This is a genomic window from Rhizobium esperanzae (assembly GCF_014197615.1).
In the GTDB taxonomy this organism is placed as follows: Bacteria; Pseudomonadota; Alphaproteobacteria; order Rhizobiales; family Rhizobiaceae; genus Rhizobium; species Rhizobium esperanzae_A.
On record NZ_JACIFY010000012.1, the window covers coordinates 102,512 to 122,448 of the forward strand.

19 protein-coding genes and 1 pseudogene are annotated in these 19,937 nt (G+C 60.2%); 9 read left to right on the forward strand and 11 right to left on the reverse strand.

The features are described 5' to 3' along the window. Window positions 1-20 precede the first annotated feature (20 nt). From GGD57_RS17340 to GGD57_RS17380, 8 genes are all read right to left on the reverse strand, one after another. A complete protein-coding gene (locus tag GGD57_RS17340; protein ID WP_184471566.1) occupies window positions 21-359 on the reverse strand; it encodes a helix-turn-helix domain-containing protein in 339 nt (112 codons plus the stop codon). A 64-nt stretch (window positions 360-423) separates the two neighbouring features. Continuing rightward, window positions 424-657: a type II toxin-antitoxin system RelE/ParE family toxin gene (locus tag GGD57_RS29475; RefSeq protein ID WP_348645984.1), complete on the reverse strand. Its 234-nt coding sequence runs from the start codon at window positions 655-657 to the stop codon at window positions 424-426. Window positions 658-892: 235 nt separating this feature from the next. Beyond that, on the reverse strand, window positions 893-3,454 hold the full coding sequence (locus tag GGD57_RS17350) for an FAD-dependent oxidoreductase (RefSeq protein ID WP_184471567.1): 2,562 nt from the start codon (window positions 3,452-3,454) through the stop codon (window positions 893-895). 290 nt (window positions 3,455-3,744) lie between these two features. Further along, window positions 3,745-4,365 (reverse strand): zeta toxin family protein, encoded by a 621-nt coding sequence (locus GGD57_RS17360; protein WP_184471568.1) that lies wholly within the window; start codon window positions 4,363-4,365, stop codon window positions 3,745-3,747. Window positions 4,366-4,374: 9 nt separating this feature from the next. Continuing rightward, window positions 4,375-4,548, reverse strand: coding sequence for a hypothetical protein (locus GGD57_RS17365; protein ID WP_184471569.1), 174 nt, complete (start codon window positions 4,546-4,548; stop codon window positions 4,375-4,377). 124 nt (window positions 4,549-4,672) lie between these two features. Further along, entirely contained in the window at window positions 4,673-4,912 is a 240-nt protein-coding gene (locus GGD57_RS17370; protein WP_184471570.1) for a hypothetical protein, read from the reverse strand. A 9-nt stretch (window positions 4,913-4,921) separates the two neighbouring features. Further along, on the reverse strand, window positions 4,922-5,182 hold the full coding sequence (locus GGD57_RS17375) for a hypothetical protein (protein WP_184471571.1): 261 nt from the start codon (window positions 5,180-5,182) through the stop codon (window positions 4,922-4,924). Continuing rightward, window positions 5,183-5,503, reverse strand: a complete 321-nt coding sequence (locus GGD57_RS17380) for a helix-turn-helix domain-containing protein (RefSeq protein WP_184471646.1) — start codon at window positions 5,501-5,503, stop codon at window positions 5,183-5,185. 232 nt (window positions 5,504-5,735) lie between these two features. Between GGD57_RS17380 and GGD57_RS17385 the strand changes: the two genes are divergently transcribed. Continuing rightward, the gene (locus tag GGD57_RS17385; RefSeq protein WP_184471572.1) at window positions 5,736-6,797 is read left to right on the forward strand and encodes a class I SAM-dependent methyltransferase; all 1,062 of its coding nucleotides are present in this window, start codon (window positions 5,736-5,738) and stop codon (window positions 6,795-6,797) included. An 18-nt stretch (window positions 6,798-6,815) separates the two neighbouring features. On the opposite strand, the gene GGD57_RS17390 is transcribed toward GGD57_RS17385, so the two are convergent. Beyond that, a complete protein-coding gene (locus GGD57_RS17390) occupies window positions 6,816-7,658 on the reverse strand; it encodes an AraC family transcriptional regulator (RefSeq protein WP_184471647.1) in 843 nt (280 codons plus the stop codon). A gap of 245 nt (window positions 7,659-7,903) precedes the next feature. On the opposite strand from GGD57_RS17390, the gene GGD57_RS17395 reads away from it, so the two are divergent. The 6 genes from GGD57_RS17395 to GGD57_RS17420 all read left to right on the forward strand — a co-directional run bounded on the left by GGD57_RS17395 (window position 7,904) and on the right by GGD57_RS17420 (window position 16,959). Continuing rightward, window positions 7,904-9,370: an alpha-glucosidase/alpha-galactosidase gene (locus GGD57_RS17395; protein ID WP_184471573.1), complete on the forward strand. Its 1,467-nt coding sequence runs from the start codon at window positions 7,904-7,906 to the stop codon at window positions 9,368-9,370. Between the two features lie 123 nt (window positions 9,371-9,493). Further along, the gene (locus GGD57_RS17400; RefSeq protein ID WP_184471574.1) at window positions 9,494-11,581 is read left to right on the forward strand and encodes an ABC transporter substrate-binding protein; all 2,088 of its coding nucleotides are present in this window, start codon (window positions 9,494-9,496) and stop codon (window positions 11,579-11,581) included. 161 nt (window positions 11,582-11,742) lie between these two features. Continuing rightward, complete coding sequence (locus GGD57_RS17405; RefSeq protein WP_184471648.1) at window positions 11,743-12,750, forward strand: ABC transporter permease; 1,008 nt, start codon at window positions 11,743-11,745, stop codon at window positions 12,748-12,750. A 1-nt stretch (window position 12,751) separates the two neighbouring features. After that, window positions 12,752-13,888 carry an ABC transporter permease gene (locus GGD57_RS17410; RefSeq protein ID WP_184471575.1) on the forward strand — a complete coding sequence of 379 codons (1,137 nt, stop codon included), beginning with the start codon at window positions 12,752-12,754 and terminating at the stop codon, window positions 13,886-13,888. A 10-nt stretch (window positions 13,889-13,898) separates the two neighbouring features. Next, a complete protein-coding gene (locus GGD57_RS17415) occupies window positions 13,899-15,566 on the forward strand; it encodes an ABC transporter ATP-binding protein (RefSeq protein ID WP_184471576.1) in 1,668 nt (555 codons plus the stop codon). Window positions 15,567-15,588: 22 nt separating this feature from the next. Continuing rightward, window positions 15,589-16,959: an alpha-glucosidase/alpha-galactosidase gene (locus GGD57_RS17420; protein ID WP_184471577.1), complete on the forward strand. Its 1,371-nt coding sequence runs from the start codon at window positions 15,589-15,591 to the stop codon at window positions 16,957-16,959. 186 nt (window positions 16,960-17,145) lie between these two features. Here the strand turns inward: GGD57_RS17420 and GGD57_RS17425 are convergent, their stop codons facing one another. Continuing rightward, complete coding sequence (locus GGD57_RS17425; protein WP_184471578.1) at window positions 17,146-17,514, reverse strand: hypothetical protein; 369 nt, start codon at window positions 17,512-17,514, stop codon at window positions 17,146-17,148. A gap of 361 nt (window positions 17,515-17,875) precedes the next feature. On the opposite strand from GGD57_RS17425, the gene GGD57_RS17430 reads away from it, so the two are divergent. Further along, window positions 17,876-18,636 (forward strand): IS5 family transposase gene (locus GGD57_RS17430; protein WP_088930309.1). Its coding sequence is split into 2 segments (ribosomal slippage): window positions 17,876-18,203 and window positions 18,203-18,636, totalling 762 coding nucleotides; the frame shifts between segments, so codons are not numbered across the junction. 120 nt (window positions 18,637-18,756) lie between these two features. Here the strand turns inward: GGD57_RS17430 and GGD57_RS17435 are convergent. After that, window positions 18,757-19,260 (reverse strand): hypothetical protein, encoded by a 504-nt coding sequence (locus GGD57_RS17435; RefSeq protein WP_184471579.1) that lies wholly within the window; start codon window positions 19,258-19,260, stop codon window positions 18,757-18,759. Window positions 19,261-19,643: 383 nt separating this feature from the next. Between GGD57_RS17435 and GGD57_RS17440 the strand changes: the two are divergent. Next, window positions 19,644-19,889, forward strand: a pseudogene (locus tag GGD57_RS17440) (alpha-glucosidase/alpha-galactosidase); the annotation flags it as partial. Window positions 19,890-19,937: the final 48 nt, after the last annotated feature.

Genomic DNA, 19,937 nt, shown 5'->3' on the forward strand with positions numbered 1-19,937 from the left:
TGTCGGGCGGGCCGATCTCGTTAAGCCATGCCGGCGTTGAAGGTTATGTGGCCGGCTTCTCCGGCCTTGGCATGAGGTCTTACGACAATTTCAACATCCTGGTTGAAAGCTGTCAGGAAGCTCATGAGGCGTTCAACGGAGTATTCCCGGAAATGGCCCCGGAAGAGGCGGGACACTTCCGGCTGAGTAATACCCATAAGGGTTCCGGCATTCGCCTGGTTGAGTTTGCGCTCGTTAACGAGGCGGTGCAGAGCTGCTACAATCTGCGCTTTCAAGAAGTGGTTTTCGGCGTCCGGTAGTCCCAGCTCTTCAAAGATATTGGGATGACCGGCATGAACCTCGACATGTTCGGTTTTCATCGCTTGCACTCCTCATTTTGTTTCGCTGCATAATCGGCTTCCGCATCACGGAAACGGCGTTTAATCAGCTCGATATCGCTCTGGGTGTTTTGATGCCGCGCTTGGACTTCTTTTTGAAGCAGTGCAGCACGTAGACGGCCGTATCAAAACGGGCGGTGTAAACGGCGCGGTAGGTATCGCTGTCGTGGTCTTCGACCAGCTCTACTATACCCGCGCCGAGTCCCTTGAGCATCTTTGCCGATGGAGGATGTTGCCCCGTCTGCGCCAGAAACAGCTCAAAGCCAAAAGCTTCCTGCACTTTGGGCGGAAATTCCGCATAGTCTTTGCGGCTCGACGCTATCCAAAGGAGCGCTCGGGTAGGGCGGGGCAAGCTTTCCATCTGGCACAATTATGAGTAAAGACTCATAATTTGTCAAGCTGACATTCATGGCAGGAGATTCTTAAGTGCTTACGGCGCCGCGCTTTTTAACGCGCGGCGCCGTAATCCTCGCATCGTGCTTTCCGAAAATCGATTCCGACTTCGGGCCGATGTGTTAGGTGCGCGGCTTCAGATTTTCGGGGTCGTAGATCGGCTTGTAGCCGACGCCGACAACCTCCACCGGATAGGTCTCGGCAAAATACTCGATATTGAGTTTGCGTCCGACCTGGCAATGCGACCAGGGCAGATAGGCCAGAGCAATGTTCTTGCCGACCGTCGGGCCGTAGGCGATCGAGGTGGTGTAGGAGCGACGACCAAGCTCGTCGACCAGAACCTCTCCGGTGGCGGGATCGACAACCGGCAGGTTGCCGAGGGGATAACGCTTCACGCCCGATTTGTCGGTATTCTCGGTCACCACAAGTGTGCAGAGCATGGCGGGCTGATGTTCGCGCGCCTTGTATTCCAGGTGCTTTTCTTTGCCGCGGAAATCGGCTTCCTTGACCTTCGGACGGGCGAGATCGGCTTCGATCAGGTTGTACTGGGTCAGCAGGTCGGCATTCTGCAGGCGCAGGCTCTTTTCCATGCGGCGCGAGTTTGCATAGGTCTCGACGCCGAAGGCCATCACGCCGGTCGAGCGCAGCGCATCCCAGACGGCGAGGCCGTCTTCGTACTTCATGTGCAGTTCCCAGCCCTGCTCGCCGACATAGGAGATGCGGAAAGCGGTGACCGGCTTACCGGCGATTTCGATCGGCTTGATCGCCGCAAAGGCGAAGTTTTCCTGATCGAGACCGGCCGGATCGGCCACGACCTTCTTCAGCGTGTCGCGCGCGTTCGGACCCCAGATGCCGATCGTCACGAATTTTTCCGAGACGTCGGTGACGGTCACGTCAAGGCCGCGGTCCTGGGCGACGCGCTTCATATAGTGCAGGTCGCGCGGGCCGGCATCGGCGCCGTTGACGAGGCGGCAGCGGTCGGCCATGCGGAAGACGGTGAAGTCGGCGCGCACCATGCCCTCGTCGTCGAGGAAGTGGGTGTAAACGCCCTTGCCGATGTTGGCATCGCCGCCGACCTTGGCGGCGCACAGCCATTCCATCAGCTCTACATGGTCAGGCCCCTCGATATCGACCATGTGGAAGTGGCTGAGATTGACGATGCCGCAATCCTCGCTCATCGCCAGATGTTCGGCATTCGACACGCGCCAGAAATGGCGGCTGTCCCATTCGTTCTCGCGCACCGGAACGCGGTCGGCATATTTCTCCAGAAGGTGCTCGTTGGCGGCGTAGCCATGCGCGCGCTCCCAGCCGCCAAGTTCCATGAAGTAGCCGCCGAGTTCCTTTTCGCGCTCGTAGAAGGGCGAGCGCTTGACGTTGCGGCCGGAGGCATAGGGTTCGCGGGTGTGAACGGCCGGGAAATAGATCTTCTGGGCGGCTTCGAAGCAGCGGCCCTCGATGAATTCTTCCGTCAGCTGATGCGGATAGAAGCGGGCATAATCGATGCTGTTGTGGTCGATTTCGGTCCGGCCGTCGGTCATCCAGTCGGCGATCAGCTTGCCGTAGCCCGGGCCGTCCTTGACCCAGATGGCAACGCAATACCACAGACCCCTGACCTTCTGGCTTTCGCCGCAAGATGCGCCGCCGCCGGCGGAAACCTGCAGCAGGCCGTTGAAGGAGTGACCTTCATTATAGCCGAGTTCTCCGAGGATCGGCGTCAGTTCCATGGCGCGCTCGAGCGGCTCGATGATCTGTTCCATCTCGAGGTCGCGCTGCGAGGGCGAAAGGCGCGCTTCGTGTTTTTCGAGAAGATCGCGCGGATGGCACATGCGCGGATTGGTGGCTTCGTAATAGCCCCACTCGATCTGGCCGCCCTCGGTCGTCGACGGGTCGCCGGTATCGCGCATATAGGCGGAGTTGCCCTGGTCGCGCAGCAGCGGGAAGCCGATCTCCTTGCCGGTGCCTTCAAACTCGTTATAGGGACCGAAGAAGGTCAGCGGGTGGTCGACCGGCATGACCGGCAGGTCTTCGCCGACCATTTCCGCGATCAGGCGGCCCCAGAGGCCGGCGCAGACGATGACATGGTCGGCCATGATGGTGCCGCGATGGGTGACGACGCCCTTGATGCGGCCGCCTTCGACGATCAGCGACTTCGCCGGGGTGTTGCCGAAGACCTGCAGCTTGCCGGCCTTTTCGGCGGCGTCGACCAGCTTGCCGGCAACGGTCTGCGACCGCGGTATGACGAGGCCGGCATCCGGATCGAAAAGGCCGCCCATCACCTGATCTTCCTCGATCAGCGGGAACTTTTCCTTGATTTCGGAAGGGCTGACATAATGGGCACGCGTGCCGAAGGCGCGTGCCGAGGAAAGCTTGCGCTTGATTTCCTCCATCCAGGCATCGTCGCCGGTGCGTGCCACTTCGAGGCCGCCGATGCGGGCGTAGTGGCCCATCTTCTCGTAGAAATCGATCGAATATTGCGTGGTCCAGACCGAGAGGTAGTCGTGGCTCGTGGTGTAACAGAAGTCCGAGGCATGGGCCGTCGAGCCGATATCGGTCGGTATGCCCGACTTGTCGATACCGACAATATCGTCCCATCCGCGCTCGACGAGATGATGCGCGATCGAGGCGCCGACGATGCCGCCGAGGCCGACGATGACGACCTTTGCCTTTTCCGGAAATGCTGCCACGTGCTGTTCCTTTTACTTATCGGACGAATTAAAGATGCCTGGCCGCGCGTGACTTCCGCTATGCGCGTCAGATGCAGAGCCATGTCAGCCTCGTAAGGGTTTGTCACATTTGCCGAAGCTGCGGAACCCCTAGACCTCTCAGCATGGAAGCTGCGAAGAGGCCATTATGCATAAGGCTCACAATCGCCATTGGTCCTACGCCGTCGAGTAACGGCGTAATTGCGTCAGCCCGGATCGAACGGCCAAGCGATGATCGGCGACGATGACGTGGGCAAAGCTTCTTGCCTTAGCTATCGTTTCCTGAAGCCGCTGTCCTGCCGGATGAGATCGTACGCCTCGCAGACCTTGGCCGCGAACAGGGCGTGCAGCTCTTGGGTTTCGTCGATGTCGAAGGACTGGACCTCGCCGGAAGTGATCTCGAAAACCACGTGAGGTTCGAGATCGCTGTTGTCGACCAGTAGGACCTCATCCGCGATCTTCAGAGCTTCGGATAGCTTCACGAAGGATCCCCTGTGTCGTCTCCGTATTACGTCTTCAGGGATGTCATGACCACCCTTGAGAACACGCTGCCTGACGCGCTCGATGTTCGTCTCCACGGAATCCAATGCGGTATAATAGAGGCCGACCGTGAATCCGCCTGCCTTTGCCTTGCGCATCAACCGGATGGAATGCGCACTGCTCAGTGTCGTTTCGAAGATGAATGATTGCCGGGTTTCAAGCATCTCCGCGATTTTGTCGAGCGCTATCTCAGCGGCCCGCCAATCCTTTGACTGGCCGTCGTCGGCTTCGGGCAGAGCTTTTGAGATCTCATCCGCGTTGATCAGCTCGCCTTCGAGCTTGAGCTTTGGAAAAGCTGAGGACTTGCCGGAGCCGTTTGGTCCGGCAAGGAGGATGCAGAACAATTCCGGCATGAAACAGTGTTATCTCACAGGAGCCTGGGCGCGGTCCTTGCGCTCACGCTTCTGCCGGTCTTTGGCCTCGTTCTGGCGATCCTTGGCAGAAATCGTCAGGCCCATGCGGCGGCTTTCGGCCAGTGCTTCCCGACCGATCTGCTTCAGGGCTTCCTTGTTTTCGTGGTACTTCTGCAAGAGCATCGTCGATCTCCAATCTCGGCCACAAACATAATGCTTCCAGTCGGTTCCTGCAAATTCCACTTCTCAAGGCTCGGCTCATCAGCCCCTCATCTTCCCTTGCGCCTGTCCGCTCGCGCGGCCGGGTTCAGGGCGCTGAAATCGCCTTGAGCCGATCGATATCCACCAGCACGATCTCTTCCGAAACAGGCTCGCGATTGTGCAGGCGAAACCATTCGGCCGCTTCGCGCACGCGGTCTCCGTGCGGCGCCGGATAGGCGCCAAGGCCGAGGACCCATTCGCGCACGGTTTCCCGCTCCATCCGCCCGGCCCGGTATCGGTCGCAGACGGTTTTCGCCGAGGCGATGAGATCATTGATGCTTTTCACGAATGGTCCTCAATGCACGGAAGGTTCTTCGTCTTCGAGAAAGGAGCGAATGCCGTCGCGCGCCACCACGGCCAGGAATTCGTCGAAGGCATCCCGGTCGGTGGCAAAGGGTTCGTCCCAGCGGATCAGATCCTCCGCCTGGGTAACGACTTCCATCGTCCAGTCTTCGTTGCTGCCGGAGGTACGGAAGATATCGACGAGCACGGTAATCCCGTCATCGGAAAATTCCCCTGCCAGTTCGGAGTGCTCAAGCTTTTGTTTCTTTGCCATTCAGCCGCCAGCGCCGGGAGGGGCGTCGTTTTTGAGATGTTCTTCGTATTGAACCGTCTCGGTTTCGTTCGTGTCGATCGAGGCATTCGCGCCTTTCGCAAGGCGAACGCCGGCGCCGCCGCCATTCTCCGGAATGAAAAGCACGCCCGCATCCTCCAAGCTACGCTTCACATCCTGCAGGATTCGCGCAGACGGGGAAAGCATGCCTGCCTCAAAATCGGCAATCGTCTTTTTGGCGATTTTCGCAGCTGAAGACAAGTCGTCTTTGGACCATCCGACGAGAGCACGCGCGGCCCTGCACTGAGCTGGAGATAGGGACAAAATAACCACCTGATGTCGAAAAAGGAATGGAGCATTGCCGTCGTTCCGGAATTCACGGCCTGCTCTCGATCAGCACTATTAGAGATGTGACCGCCGGAGAAGAAGGCAAGCGCATGTCTTGCCGGGGCGGAACAGGGCAATTGCTCTACCCTGATTGGGCGATGGGGGAGGTTGATTGACGGAATATTATTAAAGCCTAATCTAACTGCCTTTGTCACGCCGGGAGGTAACAATGCGTGAGCCAGATATGCAGAAACTCGATGCGCTGGTCGGTCGTCTCGTCGGCGATGTCGGCGCCGCCATGTCCGGTGCCTTGGTCGTGCTTGGCGACAAGGTGGGGATCTTCAAGGCGATGGCCGACGGCACGCCGTTGACCGTTGAGCAGCTTGCCGCGAAAACGGGGGTGAAGGAGCGCTACCTCAGGGAATGGCTGAGCGCCCAGGCGGCTGCCGATTATGTCGTTTACGATGAAAAAACCGATCGTTTCAGCCTGACGGCGGAACAGGCCATGGTCTTTGCCGAGGAAAACAGCCCGGCCTTCTTCGTCGGCGCCTTCGAGGTGGTGCAATCCATGTGGATGGACGAGCCGAAGATTGCTGACGCCTTCCGCACCGGCAAGGGGCTCGGCTGGCATGAACACAGCACCTGCCTCTTCCGCGGCACCGAGCGGTTCTTCCGCCCGGGTTACAACAGCCACCTGGTCAACGAATGGATTCCCGCACTTGCCGGCATGGACGAAAAGCTCAAGGCAGGCGCCAGTGTCGCCGATGTCGGCTGCGGCCACGGCGCCTCGACCATCCTGATGGCGCAGGCCTATCCTGCCTCGCATTTTACCGGCTTCGATTATCACGGGCCCTCGATCGAAAGAGCAAAGGCCGCCGCCAAAGAAGCTGGCGTTGCCGACCGTGTCACCTTCGAGCAGGGCAAGGCGGCGGAATTTCCCGGGCGCGGCTATGATATGGTCGCCATGTTCGACTGCCTGCACGACATGGGCGATCCGGTCGGCGCCGGCCGGCATGTCAGGGAAACGCTGGCGCCGAACGGCACTTGGCTGATCGTCGAGCCCTTCGCCCACGACCATTTGAAGGACAATCTCAATCCGGTGGGACGCGTCTACTACGGCGCCTCGACGATGATCTGCACGCCGGCATCGCTCTCCCAGGAAGTCGGGCTCGGGCTCGGCGCCCAGGCGGGGGAAATGAAGCTCCGCAAGGTCGCGCTCGACGCCGGCTTCAAGCATTTCCGCCGCGCCACGGAAACCCCGTTCAACATGGTGTTCGAGGTTCGGGCCTGAAGAAGCCGGGGAAACCGGCTATTTCAGCTTGCCGATGCTGGCATACATGCCGGTCGTGCGGAATTCGGTGGGGTTGGTGCCGTAGACGCGGCGGAAGACTTTTGAGAAATAGTTGGCGTCCTCGAAGCCGCACATGATGGCAACTTCCTTGACCGGCAGGAAGTCGGCCTTGGTCAGAAGCTTGACGGCGCGCTGCAGGCGCTGCTGCAGCACGAATTCGGCCGGCGGCACGCCCTCGCTCTCGGCAAAGCTGCGTGAGAAATGCGCGCGGCTGAGGCCGACGATGCCGGCAAGCTCGCTGACCGGCAGCGGCTTTTCGAGATTGGCATTGATATGGTCGATCACCGGCTGCATCAGGCTCGGCTCGGCGGCAAAGGCCGACGAGCCGAAGACGTCGTCGTAGAGCGCCATCGCCGCCTCATAGGCAACCGCCGAGGCCGCACCCGGCGACGTCGCGCCCTTGACGAGGCGCAGGCTGCAATCGGCCAGATGATCGATGGTCGAGCGCTGCAGCTTCAAGACCGGACCGGCGGTCGACAGCACCAGCTGGTGGATGCGCAGCGTTTCCTCGCCGTTCATCGAGATCCAGAAATATTCCCAGCGCTCGCCCTTCTCCAGCCAGTAGCGGTGATTGTGCGGGACGAGCACCAGCAGCGTATCGCCGCCCTGGAGGCGATAGTTGCGGTTCTGGTAGCGCAGCCGGCCCGAGCCGCTGATCGTGTGCTGCAGCACGGTGAAAGGCGTCTGGCCGCGTCTTCTGCCGTCCCAGTCATAGGTTTCGTTCTCGCGCACTTCATAGCCGGTGCTGGTCGGCATGGCATGCAGCCGCTGCCGTCCGCGGGGCAGCGAAACCGTTCTCATCGACTGTCCGTTGGCGATTAAATCATGCAGCACAAAATTACCCCTGAAAGCATAATCCTTCTCTGGTCGGCCCGCCGATTTCGGGCATAATCCCGCTCGACAACAAAGAAGAGAACCACGGTCGATCGAGCGGCCGGGAGGAAAACAGGCAGTTTTACGGCTTTTTCAACCCCATGCGCCGGCATGCGGCCTGTTTTTCCACATCAATCTTTTCTCTAGCATTCCATTGGGTCGAGGTGAAGATCATGAGTTTCAAAATCGCTATCATCGGTGCGGGCAGCGTCGGTTTCACCAAGAAGCTGTTCACCGACATCTTGTGCGTGCCGGAGTTCCGCGACGTCGAATTCGCGCTGACCGATCTCAGCGAGCATAATCTCGAAATGATCAAGGCGATCCTCGACCGGATCGTCGAGGCGAACGGGCTGCCGACCAAGGTGACGGCGACGACCAACCGCCGCCAGGCGCTGGCAGGCGCCCGTTACATCATCAGCTGCGTGCGCGTCGGCGGGCTCGAAGCCTATGCCGACGATATCAGAATTCCGCTGAAATACGGCATCGACCAGTGTGTCGGCGATACGATCTGCGCCGGCGGCATTCTTTACGGCCAGCGCAACATTCCCGTCATCCTCGACTTCTGCAAGGATATCAGGGAGGTCGCCGAGCCGGGCGCCAAGTTCCTCAACTACGCCAACCCGATGGCGATGAACACCTGGGCGGCGATCGAATACGGCAAGGTCGACACCGTCGGCCTCTGCCACGGCGTCCAGCACGGCGCCGAACAGATCGCCGAGGTGCTCGGCGCCAAGTCGCTGAGTGAACTCGATTACATCTGCTCCGGCATCAACCACCAGACCTGGTTCATCGACCTGCGCCTCAATGGCCGCAGGATCGGCAAGGACGAGTTGGTCGCCGCCTTCGAGGCGCATCCGGTCTATTCGCAGCAGGAAAAGCTGCGCATCGACGTGCTGAAGCGTTTCGGCGTCTATTCCACCGAAAGCAACGGCCATCTCTCGGAATACCTGCCCTGGTACCGCAAGCGGCCGGAGGAAATCACCCGCTGGATCGACATGTCCGACTGGATCCACGGCGAGACCGGCGGTTATCTCCGCCACTCCACCGAAACGCGCAACTGGTTCGAGACCGAATTTCCGCAATTCCTGGAATCCGCATCGAAGCCGATCGACCCGGCCAGGCGCTCGAACGAACATGCGAGCCACATCCTCGAGGCGCTGGAGACCAACCGGGTCTATCGCGGCCATTTCAACGTCAAGAACAATGGCGTCATCACCAACCTGCCGGCCGATGCGATCATCGAATCGCCCGGCTTCGTCGATCGCTTCGGCATCAACATGGTCTCCGGCGTCACCCTGCCGGAAGCCTGTGCGGCGACCTGCATTGCCTCGATCAACGTCCAGCGCATGTCGGTGCATGCCGCGATCTCGGGCGATATCGACCTGTTGAAGCTCGCCGTGCTGCACGATCCGCTGGTCGGCGCCGTCTCGACGCCGGAAGAGGTCTGGCAGATGGTCGACGAGATGGTCGTTGCCCAGGCGCGCTGGCTGCCGCAATATGCCGATGCCGTGCCGGCCGCCAAGGAGCGGTTGTCGAAATCGAAGGTGCAGACCCGCGACTGGGCGGGGGCTGCGCGCCGCACCGTCCGCTCGATCGAGGAGCTGCGCGCCGAAAAGGCGGCGCTCAAACAGGCCGTCTGAATTTCGTGACGGATGGGTCGTCATGGGTTTCCGGGAGGAAAATCCATGACATCAGGCCCGCCATCACATCGTGCGAGGAAAAGGAGCCCGTGTGACCCGCGCTCCGGAACAAGAGGGAGAACGATGATGAATATCCGCAAAACAGGCATTCTGGCCGCTCTGGCGCTCGGCGTCTCGGTGCTGGCGTTGAATGCCTATGCTTCCGAAGCAACCGTTCCGCCGGCGCCGGCAGACTTCCCGGCCGAAGGCAAGATCAAATATGTGGCGCGCGACTCCATCCTGGAGTTCAAGGCGCTGCCCGAATATCACGAGCCCGACTGGGTCACGAAGAGTTTCGTCGCCACCGGCAAGCTGCCGCCGGTCAAGGACCGGCTGCCGAAGGAGCCGCTGGTCTTTAAGACGGGCAATATGCCCGACGGCATCGGCGTCTACGGCGATACGATGCGCCATGTCATCGGCGGCCGGCCGGAAGGCTGGAACTACGGCGCCGGCCAGACGCAGGGCTGGGGCGGCATCGATATCGGCCTTTCCGAATGCCTGACGCGCACCGCGCCGCTGTTCCAGGTGGAAGCCAAGGATACCGAGCCGCTGCCGAACCTGGCCAAGAGCTGGGATTGGTCCGCGGACGGCCATAAGCTGACCATGCACCTGGTCGAAGGCGCCAAATGGTCCGACGGCGCGCCGTTCAACGCCGACGACATCATGTTCTACTGGGACGACGAAGTCGTCGATCCGAACGTCTCGCCGCTCGGCGGCGGCGCCTCGCCCGAGGCTTTCGGCGTCGGCACGACGCTGAAGAAGATCGACGATTATACCGTCGAGTGGACCTTCAAGGAGGCCTTCCCGAAGCAATATCTCTATACGATGTCCTACCCGAACTTCTGCCCGGGTCCGTCGCATATCCTGAAACCCCAGCATCCGAAATATTCGAAGAACACCTACGACCAGTTCAAGAACGCCTTCCCGCCGGAGTTCATGAACATGCCTGTGATGGGCGCCTGGGTACCGGTGGAATACCGCTCCGACGACATCATCGTCCTGCGCCGCAACCCCTATTACTGGAAGGTCGACGAGAAGGGCAATCAACTGCCTTATCTGAACGAGCTGCATTACAAGCTGTCGACCTGGGCCGACCGCGACGTTCAGGCGGTGGCAGGCTCCGCCGACATCTCCAACCTCGAGCAGCCGGAAAACTTCGTCGCCTCGCTGAAGCGTGCGGCCGAAAAGACTGCGCCCGCCCGTCTTGCCTTCGGCCCGCGGCTGATCGGCTATAATCTGCGGATGAACTTCTCCGCCAACGGCTGGGGCAACCCTGACGAACGCGGCCAGGCGATCCGCGATCTGAACCGCAACGAGGACTTCCGCAAGGCCGTCACCATGGCGCTCGACCGCAAGGCGATCGGCGACTCGCTGGTCAAGGGACCGTTCACCGCGATCTATCCGGGCGGACTTTCCTCCGGCACCAGCTTCTACGACCGCAACTCGACCGTCTATTATCCCTTCGATCTCAAGGGCGCCAAGGCGGAGCTTGCCAAGGCCGGCCTCAAGGATACGGATGGCGACGGCATCGTGAACTTCCCGGCCGGCACGGCCGGCGGCAAGAATGTCGAAATCGTTCTGCTCGTCAACAACGACTATACGACCGACAAGAGCCTCGGCGAAGGTGTCGTCGGCCAGATGGAAAAGCTCGGGCTGAAGGTCATCATCAATGGGCTCGACGGGGCGAAGCGTGACGAAGCCCATTATTCCGGCCGCTTCGACTGGCTGATCCAGCGCAACACCACGGAACTGTCGTCGGTGGTGCAGAATACCGAGCAGCTCGCCCCGGTCGGTCCGCGTACCAGCTGGAACCATCGTGCCGGCAAGGACGACAAGCTCGATCTGATGCCGTTCGAACAGCAGCTTGTCGACGTCGTCAACAAGTTCACCACCAGCCAGAGCAACGACGAGCGCGTCGATCTGATGAAGCAATATCAGAAGATCTCGACCGAGAACGTCAACACCGTCGGCCTGACGGAATATCCGGGCGCGCTGATCATCAACAAGCGCTTCTCCAACGTGCCGCAGGGGACGCCGATCTTCATGTTCAACTGGGCTGAAGACTCGATCATCCGCGAACGCCTGTGGGTGGCCGCCGACAAGCAGGGCAAGTATGAGCTGTTCCCCGAACAGCTGCCCGGCAAGCCCGGCGACAAGGGGCCGATCAACTGAGCAGACAAAGAGCTAAAGCGCGCCGCAGGTGATGCGGCGCCGGAGAGTTCCCTCCCAGCTGAAGTGAGTTTCAGGCCGCGCGTGGCGCGCGGCCTGATATGACCAACGAGCCGGCCGCGCCGACAAGGAGCGACTGGCGGCAAAGCGAAGCGAACCGTTCGATGTTGCGATTCCTGCTCGTGCGCATAGCCTCCGCGATCCCCGTTCTCTTCATCCTGAGCGTGGTGACTTTCGCGATCATCCAGGCGCCGCCCGGCGACTATGCCGATTATATAAGATCCCAGCTGATCAACCAGGGTGGCGCTTCCTATGCGCAGGCCGAAGCCCAGGCGCAGGCCTACCGGGCCGAACACGGCCTCGACAAGCCGCTGGTCGTCCAATACGTCAACTGGATCGGCGGCATCGTGACGCGCGGCGATTTCGGCTACAGCATGTTCTACAACAAGCCGGTGGCCGATGTGGTCGCCGAGCGGCTGCCGCGCACGCTGCTGCTGGCGCTCGTCTGCCACATCTTCGCCTCGGTGCTCGGCATCGGCTTCGGCATCTGGGCGGCGACGCGCCAATACAGCTGGATCGACAGCCTGCTTTCGGGAATTTCCTTCCTCGGCATGACGGTGCCGCGCTTCCTGATGGCGCTGATCATCGTCTACTTCCTGGTCTTCCAGTTCAACGTGTCCGAGATCGGCAGCTTCTTCTCGCCGCAATATGGCGGGGCGCCCTGGTCCTGGGCGAAATTCGTCGATCTCGTCCACCATGTCTGGCCTGTGGTGGCGATCGCCACCTTCGGCGGGCTCGCCTACAATATGCGCGTAATGCGCGGCAATCTGCTCGATACGCTGAATGCCCAATATGTCGAGACGGCCAAGGCCAAGGGCCTGTCCGGCGGCGCGGTGGTGATGCGCCATGCGGTGCCGAACGCGCTGCATCCGCTTGTGATGTATCAGGGCGTCGTGCTGCCCTACATGCTGACCGGCGAGATCGAAACGGCGATCATCTTCGCCCTGCCGACCGTCGGCCCGGCGATCGTCGGCTCGATGGCGGTCGGCGACGTCTATGTCACCGCCACCTTCATGATGGTGCTGTCGGCAACGCTGATCGTCGGCAATATCATCGCCGACATGCTGCTGGCTCTGCTCGATCCGCGCGTCCGCCAGTTCGGAGGAGCCTGACATGCTTGCTTTCGATTCTTCCGACACCCCGCCGACAACCGAACCCGCGGTCAAGAAGCCTTCGCACGGCGGCGAGAGCTATCTGGCGCTCGTCTGGCGCCGGCTGCGGCGCTCCTGGACCGGCATGGCCGGGCTGGTGCTGGTCGGGCTGCTGCTCTTCATGGCGGTCTTTGCCGATTTCTTCGCGCCGATGGATCCGAAGGCGACCGATGTCGGCTTCGCTCCGCCGCAGGTGATGAGCTTCCACGACAAGGACGGCAATTTCGTCTTCCAGCCGCGCGTCTATGCGCTGTCGGATTCCGAGGAGCTCGACCCCGTCACCTTCCAGCCGATCGTCGGCGTCGATTACGACAATCCGCGGCTGCTCGGCTTCTTCGTCAAGGGGGCGGAGTACAATCTGTTCGGCCTCATTCCGGCCGACCGGCATTTCTTCGGCTCGACCGACGGCCAGCCGGTGCATTTCCTCGGCACCGACAAGTTCGGCCGTGACGTGCTGTCGCGCGCCATCATCGGCTCGCGCATCTCGCTGATGATCGCGCTGACCGTGGTCACCATCGTCACCGTCATCGGCACGACGGTCGGCATGGTCTCGGGTTATTTCGGCGGCAGCTTCGATGTCTGGCTGCAGCGCTTCGTCGAACTGGTGCTCGCCTTCCCGCAGCTGCCGCTCTATCTGGCGCTGACCTCGCTGATCCCGGTGACGGCGCCGACCAATGTCTTCCTCGCCTTCGTCATCGGCGTGATGTCGGCGCTCGGCTGGGCGCAGATGTCGCGCGAGGTGCGCGGCAAGACCTTGGCGCTCGCCCGCATCGATTATGTCCGGGCGGCGATGGCGGTCGGCGCCACCGATACCCGCATCATCCTGCAGCATATCTTCCCGAATGTGATGAGCCACGTCATCGTCGCGGTGACGCTCGCCATACCGAGCGTGGTGCTGTTGGAATCCTTCCTCGGTTTCCTCGGCTTTGCCGTCAAGCCGCCGCTGATTTCCTGGGGCCTGATGCTGCAGGATACGGCGACCTATTCGGTCATCGGCTCCTATCCCTGGATTCTTTCCCCCGTCGGCTTCGTGCTCGTCACCGTCTTCGCCTTCAATGCGCTCGGCGACGGACTGCGCGATGCAGTCGATCCTTATTGAGGTGATTGATATGGCTCTTGCACTGGTCAATTCCTTCGCCCCGCCCGTCCGCCACGACCATGACGGCCGCTCGGACACGCCCGTGATCGACGCCCGCAATGTCGCGGTGAATTTCAAGGTCGAGAACGGCATGGTCGAAGCCGTCAAGGACGTCTCCTTCCAGCTTTATCGCGGCGAGACGATCGCCATCGTCGGCGAATCCGGCTCCGGCAAATCGGTGACGGCGCGAACGGTGATGGGGCTCCTGTCGAAACGCGCCGTCGTCTCCGACAAATCGACCGTTTCCTATGACGGCAGCAACATCCTGAAATTCTCCGAGCGGGCGCGCCGCAAGCTGCGCGGCGACCGCATCTCGATGATCTTCCAGGAGCCGATGAGCTCGCTGAACCCGATCTATACGATCGGCAGCCAGATCGTCGAGGCGATCCGCGTCCACCGCCGGGTCAGCCGGAGGGATGCCGAAAAACGGGCGCTCGAACTGCTCGAACATGTGCAGATTCCCGATCCGGCCGCGCGGCTCAAGCAATATCCGCATCAGCTTTCCGGCGGCCAGCGCCAGCGGGTGATGATCGCCATGGCGCTCGCCAACGATCCCGACGTGCTGATCGCCGACGAGCCGACGACGGCGCTCGACGTCACCGTGCAGGCGCAGATCCTCAACCTGATCCGCAACCTGCAGAAAGAGCTGGGGATGGCGGTCATCCTCATCACCCACGATCTGACGGTGGTGCGGCAGTTCTCCGACTACGTCTATGTCATGCAGCACGGCGAGGTGCGCGAGCACAACACCACCGAAGCGCTCTTCGCCAATCCACAGCACGCCTATACAAGGCATCTGCTCGGCTCCGAGCCGCGTGGGCAAGCCAATCCGCTGCCGGAGGGATCGGACGTCATTCTCGATGCCAAGGGCGTGCGCGTCGCCTTCATGCTGCGCCACGGCACCATTCTGAAGCCGGCGATGCGTGAGCTCGTCGCCGTCGACAGCCTCGACCTGACGCTGCGCCGTCACGAGACGCTCGGCATTGTCGGCGAATCCGGCTCCGGCAAGACCACCTTCGGCCAGGCGATCCTGCGGCTGAACAGCCCCCAAGCCGGCGAGATCCATTTCGACCATCAGCCGATCCACGGGCTTTCCAGGGCCGAGATGCGGCCCTTGCGCGCCCGCATGCAGGTGGTGTTCCAGGACCCCTTCTCATCGCTCAACCCTCGCATGACGGTCGGCCAGATCATCGAGGAGGGCCTCGTCGTCAACAGGCTCGGCGCCACGAGGGCCGAGCGCCAGGACCGGGTGAGCGAGGCGCTTGTTGCCGCCGGCATGCCGGGCAACATCCTGTCGCGTTTCCCGCATGAATTTTCCGGCGGCCAGCGCCAGCGCATCGCCATTGCCCGCGCCATCGCGCTGGAGCCGGAATTCATCCTGCTCGACGAGCCGACATCCGCACTCGACTTGTCCGTCCAGGCGCAGATCATCGAACTCCTGCGCAAGCTGCAGGACGAGCGGGGTTTGAGCTACCTCTTCATCTCCCACGATCTCAAGGTCGTCCGGGCGCTTTGCCATCGCGTCATCGTCATGCAGCATGGCAAGATCGTCGAAGAGGGGCCCGTCAACGAAGTTCTCACCCATCCCAAGACCGCCTACACCGAACGGCTCGTCAAGGCCGCTTTCGAGGTAGCATGATTATCGAATGCCGGAGGCTATAATGGCAGGAAATCCCAAAATCACCTTCATCGGAGCAGGCTCCACCGTCTTCATGAAGAACATCATCGGCGACGTGCTTCAGCGCCCGGCCTTGTCGGGCGCGACCATCGCCCTGATGGATCTCAATCCGCAGCGGCTGGAAGAAAGCGCCATCGTCGTCAACAAGCTGATCTCGACGCTCGGCGTCAAGGCAAAGGCCGAGACCTATTCCGACCAGCGCAAGGCGCTTTCGGGCGCCGATTTCGTCGTCGTCGCCTTCCAGATCGGCGGCTACGAGCCCTGCACGGTCACCGATTTCGAGGTGCCGAAGAAATACGGTCTGCGCCAGACGATCGCCGATACGCTCGGCGTCGGCGGCATCATGCGCGGGCTTCGCACCGTGCCGCATCTCTGGAAGGTCTGCGAGGACATGCTCGCCGTCTGCCCCGAGGCGATCATGCTGCAATATGTCAACCCGATGGCGATCAACACCTGGGCGATATCGGAGAAATATCCGACCATCCGCCAGGTCGGCCTCTGCCACTCGGTGCAGGGCACGGCGATGGAACTCGCCCATGACCTCGACATTCCCTACGAGGAAATCCGCTATCGTGCCGCCGGCATCAACCACATGGCCTTCTATCTCAAATTCGAGCATCGCCAGGCCGACGGTTCCTACCGCAACCTTTATCCCGATCTCCTGCGCGGCTACCGCGAGGGCAGGGCGCCGAAGCCCGGCTGGAACCCGCGCTGCCCGAACAAGGTGCGCTATGAGATGCTGACGCGGCTCGGCTATTTCGTCACCGAAAGCTCTGAGCACTTCGCCGAATACACCCCCTATTTCATCAAGGAGGGCCGCGACGACCTGATCGAGAAATTCGGCATTCCGCTCGATGAATATCCGAAGCGCTGCATCGAGCAGATCGAGCGCTGGAAGGGCCAGGCCGAAGCCTACCGTTCGGCCGACAAGATCGAGGTCTCGCCGTCGAAGGAATATGCATCCTCGATCATCAATTCGGTCTGGACCGGCGAACCCTCGGTGATCTACGGCAATCTCCGCAACAATGGCTGTATCACCTCGCTGCCGGAAAATTGCGCCGCCGAAGTGCCCTGCCTCGTCGACGCGTCCGGCATCCAGCCGACCTTCATCGGCGCCCTGCCGCCGCAGCTGACCGCGCTGATGCGCACCAACATCAACGTCCAGGAACTGACGGTGCAGGCGCTGATGACTGAAAATCGCGAGCACATCTACCACGCCGCGATGATGGACCCGCATACGGCAGCCGAACTCGACCTCGACCAGATCTGGTCGCTGGTCGACGACCTGCTCGCCGCCCACGGCGACTGGCTGCCCGAATGGGCGCGTCCTTCCAGCAAAATCAAGGCCGCCTGACCCCCTCTCCCGGGTGAGGCGTCAAAGAGCCCCGCGGTGTGGCAACGACCGCGGGGTTTTTGCGTGGTGTGCGTCCATCTCCGCAGCGTTTAACGCGTCTTGCGCGAGGATGTCCTACTTAGAGAAACCTCGGTGAAATCGGGTATATCTCTTCGGATTTGGAGCCTCGACAGAACCGGCGTCCGCTTATTTTTCGATACCTTCGATTAGAGCTTGCAACGCGACGTCCCCGCGGGCTTTCGATTCCGAAAATATTATAGACGCCTCTTTCAAGGAAACTCTTCCGCCTTGTCTAAGGTAAGCGAGAGCTAATCCTCGATCTATCGTGGGATCTGCGCCGCAGGTTTTGTCGAAGATGTACCCGATCATAATGGAGTCGGGAATTTCTCCAGCTTCGATTACTGGACCGCCGGTTGCTGAAGTAATAGTTCCATTGTTGGCGGTAATGCATTTTGGATATGCTTTGCTCCCCTGAATAATACTATCTCTAACAAAATATCCTATAATTGATCCAACTAATAATGCAGGTATTACCTGAGGCATCTTTGCGTTCATTGTTCGATCCTCGATCCGCCCCAATTGTAATAGTGGTTTCTGGATGGATCAGACATCTTGTAATCAATCGAGCCCCAGTTTGATGTCTTAATGCCATGATCGCTTGCGTATACGGATCTTGTTATATTGCCACCGGCGTCCACTTCTGTAACAATCGCGGAGTGTCCAGATGCGTCGGAAAAATGGCCTTGAGCTGCAACGATATCGCCGGGCCGGTAATTGCCCGGGTCCACGTGATTGAATCCAGAAAAATTGCCCGTGGCCCAATCTCCGGCTGTCGGCGCATGCCCTAGGAACCGTGGACTCTTGGGATTCCCAAAGGTGAGCAAATCAGATTCAAGACTGTCTTTTGGAGGCAGTCATGGGTGTTTTAGATCGTCTCATTCTTCGGGATGACCAGTGGGAGCGGATGTCTCGTCATATCATTGGCGATGACCGCACGCGCGGTTCGTCTGGACGTGACAATCGCATGTTTGTGGAAGCGGTCTTGTGGATCGTGCGGACGGGTTCGCCCTGGCGCGATCTGCCGGAGGTGTTCGGGGATTGGAACAGCGTGTTTCGCCGCTTCAGCCGCTGGAGCCAGAAGGGTGTCTGGTGGCGTGTCTTCGAAGCGATGTCGGAGGATACCGACTTCGAATACCTGATCGTCGACAGCACTATTATTCGCGCCCACCAGCACGCCTCCGGCGCAAAAAAGGGGCTGAAGATCAGGCCCTTGGCCGTTCGCGCGGCGGCTTGAGCACCAAAATCCATATGGCCGTGCGTGGCCTCGGATGCCCTGTCCGCTTTATCCTTACTGCCGGTCAGAAAGGCGATGCACCGCAAGCCGATCTCCTGATCGAAGACCTGCCAGCCGAGGTCGTCATGGCCGATACGGCCTATGACAGCGACCGGCTACGCAAACTCATTGCCGACAAGGGCGCGCAAGCGGTCATCCCGAACAACCCCTCGCGTGCCAAGAAGTATCCGCTCGACAAGCAACTCTATGCTCAGCGCTATCTCGTCGAATGCTGCTTCTCGAAGCTCAAGCAGTTTCGACGAATCGCCACGCGATATGAGAAAACCGTTCGAAATTACAAAGCCATGATCGCTCTGGCCGCGACAATCCTATGGCTCAGGTAAGTGTCCACAACTCCTAGCCCACCCCAATTGGGAACAGAAACCGTTAAACTACCTACACTTGCGACGTTCGGAACTTTGGCTCCTGATAAGTCAATGACAGTGGCAACGAACGCGTTACATTTATAAGACGGATCCCCCCATTTCCCCGCAGCTGTATCCAAATGTTCCGTGGACACCAAATTCCGGATGGTTCCCCCTGCTGAATACATCTGCAACACCAGCCATCTTATCGGGAACGGACATCCCATTTGGAAATGTCGCATTGAACCCCGGACTCCCTCCATATCCCAATGGGTCGTTGTGAGAGTCTCGTACGCCTATGCCTGAGCGCGTTGAGTAGTTCCATCCTCCCACAAACTGGCTGTAACCGTCACGATCGATATCATATCCTTGATAAGGATTGCCCGACCCAAATGAATCATGCCCATTTGGGTCGCTTTTATTAACTGGGTCGTTTTCAGAATAGGCATATCTGTTAGTGCCCACACCTGGCTTAGTGGGATCCCAAGTACCCGGTGAGATGAAGCGGGCGTTGGCTGGGAGATTGCATGAGATCACCGTCAACAACACAATGGTAAAGATGCTGATGCATCTGACGAACATGAACTTTACAAAATCTGTCATTTGAATGTCATCCCCTTAAAGACCCATGTCCTACAACATCGACATGTCCAAGAATTTCTGTTGTTGCTGCAACTGCCTGTCCTGTTCGCCCCGCCAAGCGCAGCCCGTGGTTATTGGTCGACGGATCGGTCATGCGATCATCGCGAGCTTGGCGGTCGCCATATTCAAGCTGGAGGAAAGCGGCGCCTCAACCTGTGCGAAAGCGCAGTTTTTGAATTCTATTGCCTACCTAAACGCAGGCCATGCCAGCGATACCGCAAGCGCCAAATTGTCCAGCCCCAACCTCACCGGCACCCAAAACGATACAACTACAGGTGAAGGCGAGCGAGATATTTGTCAATCGACTATACAAATTCTTCCACTATGTATTGCCACAGCTTCGTCTAGGCGGCTTGCCGCCGCGACTGACCGCGCTGATGCGCGCCAACATCAGTGTGCAGGAACTGACGGTGCAGGCGCTGATGACTGAAAATCGTGAGCACATCTACCACGCCGCGATGATGGACCCGCATACGGCCGCCGAACTCGATCTCGACCAGATCTGGTCGCTGGTCGACGACCTGCTCGCCGCCCACGGCGACTGGCTGCCCGAATGGGCGCGTCCATCCAGCAAAATCAAGGCCGCCTGACCCCCTCTCCCGGGTGAGGCGTAAAAGAGCCCCGCGGTGTGGCAACGA

Excerpts from the sequence above, each read along its gene's own strand:
- GGD57_RS17410 (WP_184471575.1), top strand. The coding sequence starts at position 12,752 with ATGCTTGCTTTCGATTCTTCCGACACCCCGCCGACAACCGAACCCGCG.
- GGD57_RS17420 (WP_184471577.1), top strand. The coding sequence starts at position 15,589 with ATGGCAGGAAATCCCAAAATCACCTTCATCGGAGCAGGCTCCACCGTC.
- GGD57_RS17390 (WP_184471647.1), bottom strand. The coding sequence starts at position 7,658 with ATGAGAACGGTTTCGCTGCCCCGCGGACGGCAGCGGCTGCATGCCATG.
- GGD57_RS17375 (WP_184471571.1), bottom strand. The coding sequence starts at position 5,182 with ATGGCAAAGAAACAAAAGCTTGAGCACTCCGAACTGGCAGGGGAATTT.
- GGD57_RS17425 (WP_184471578.1), bottom strand. The coding sequence starts at position 17,514 with ATGAACGCAAAGATGCCTCAGGTAATACCTGCATTATTAGTTGGATCA.
- GGD57_RS17415 (WP_184471576.1), top strand. The coding sequence starts at position 13,899 with ATGGCTCTTGCACTGGTCAATTCCTTCGCCCCGCCCGTCCGCCACGAC.
- GGD57_RS17435 (WP_184471579.1), bottom strand. The coding sequence starts at position 19,260 with ATGACAGATTTTGTAAAGTTCATGTTCGTCAGATGCATCAGCATCTTT.
- GGD57_RS17395 (WP_184471573.1), top strand. The coding sequence starts at position 7,904 with ATGAGTTTCAAAATCGCTATCATCGGTGCGGGCAGCGTCGGTTTCACC.
- GGD57_RS17360 (WP_184471568.1), bottom strand. The coding sequence starts at position 4,365 with ATGCCGGAATTGTTCTGCATCCTCCTTGCCGGACCAAACGGCTCCGGC.
- GGD57_RS17340 (WP_184471566.1), bottom strand. The coding sequence starts at position 359 with ATGAAAACCGAACATGTCGAGGTTCATGCCGGTCATCCCAATATCTTT.
- GGD57_RS17385 (WP_184471572.1), top strand. The coding sequence starts at position 5,736 with ATGCGTGAGCCAGATATGCAGAAACTCGATGCGCTGGTCGGTCGTCTC.
- GGD57_RS17400 (WP_184471574.1), top strand. The coding sequence starts at position 9,494 with ATGATGAATATCCGCAAAACAGGCATTCTGGCCGCTCTGGCGCTCGGC.
- GGD57_RS17405 (WP_184471648.1), top strand. The coding sequence starts at position 11,743 with ATGTTGCGATTCCTGCTCGTGCGCATAGCCTCCGCGATCCCCGTTCTC.
- GGD57_RS17365 (WP_184471569.1), bottom strand. The coding sequence starts at position 4,548 with ATGCTCTTGCAGAAGTACCACGAAAACAAGGAAGCCCTGAAGCAGATC.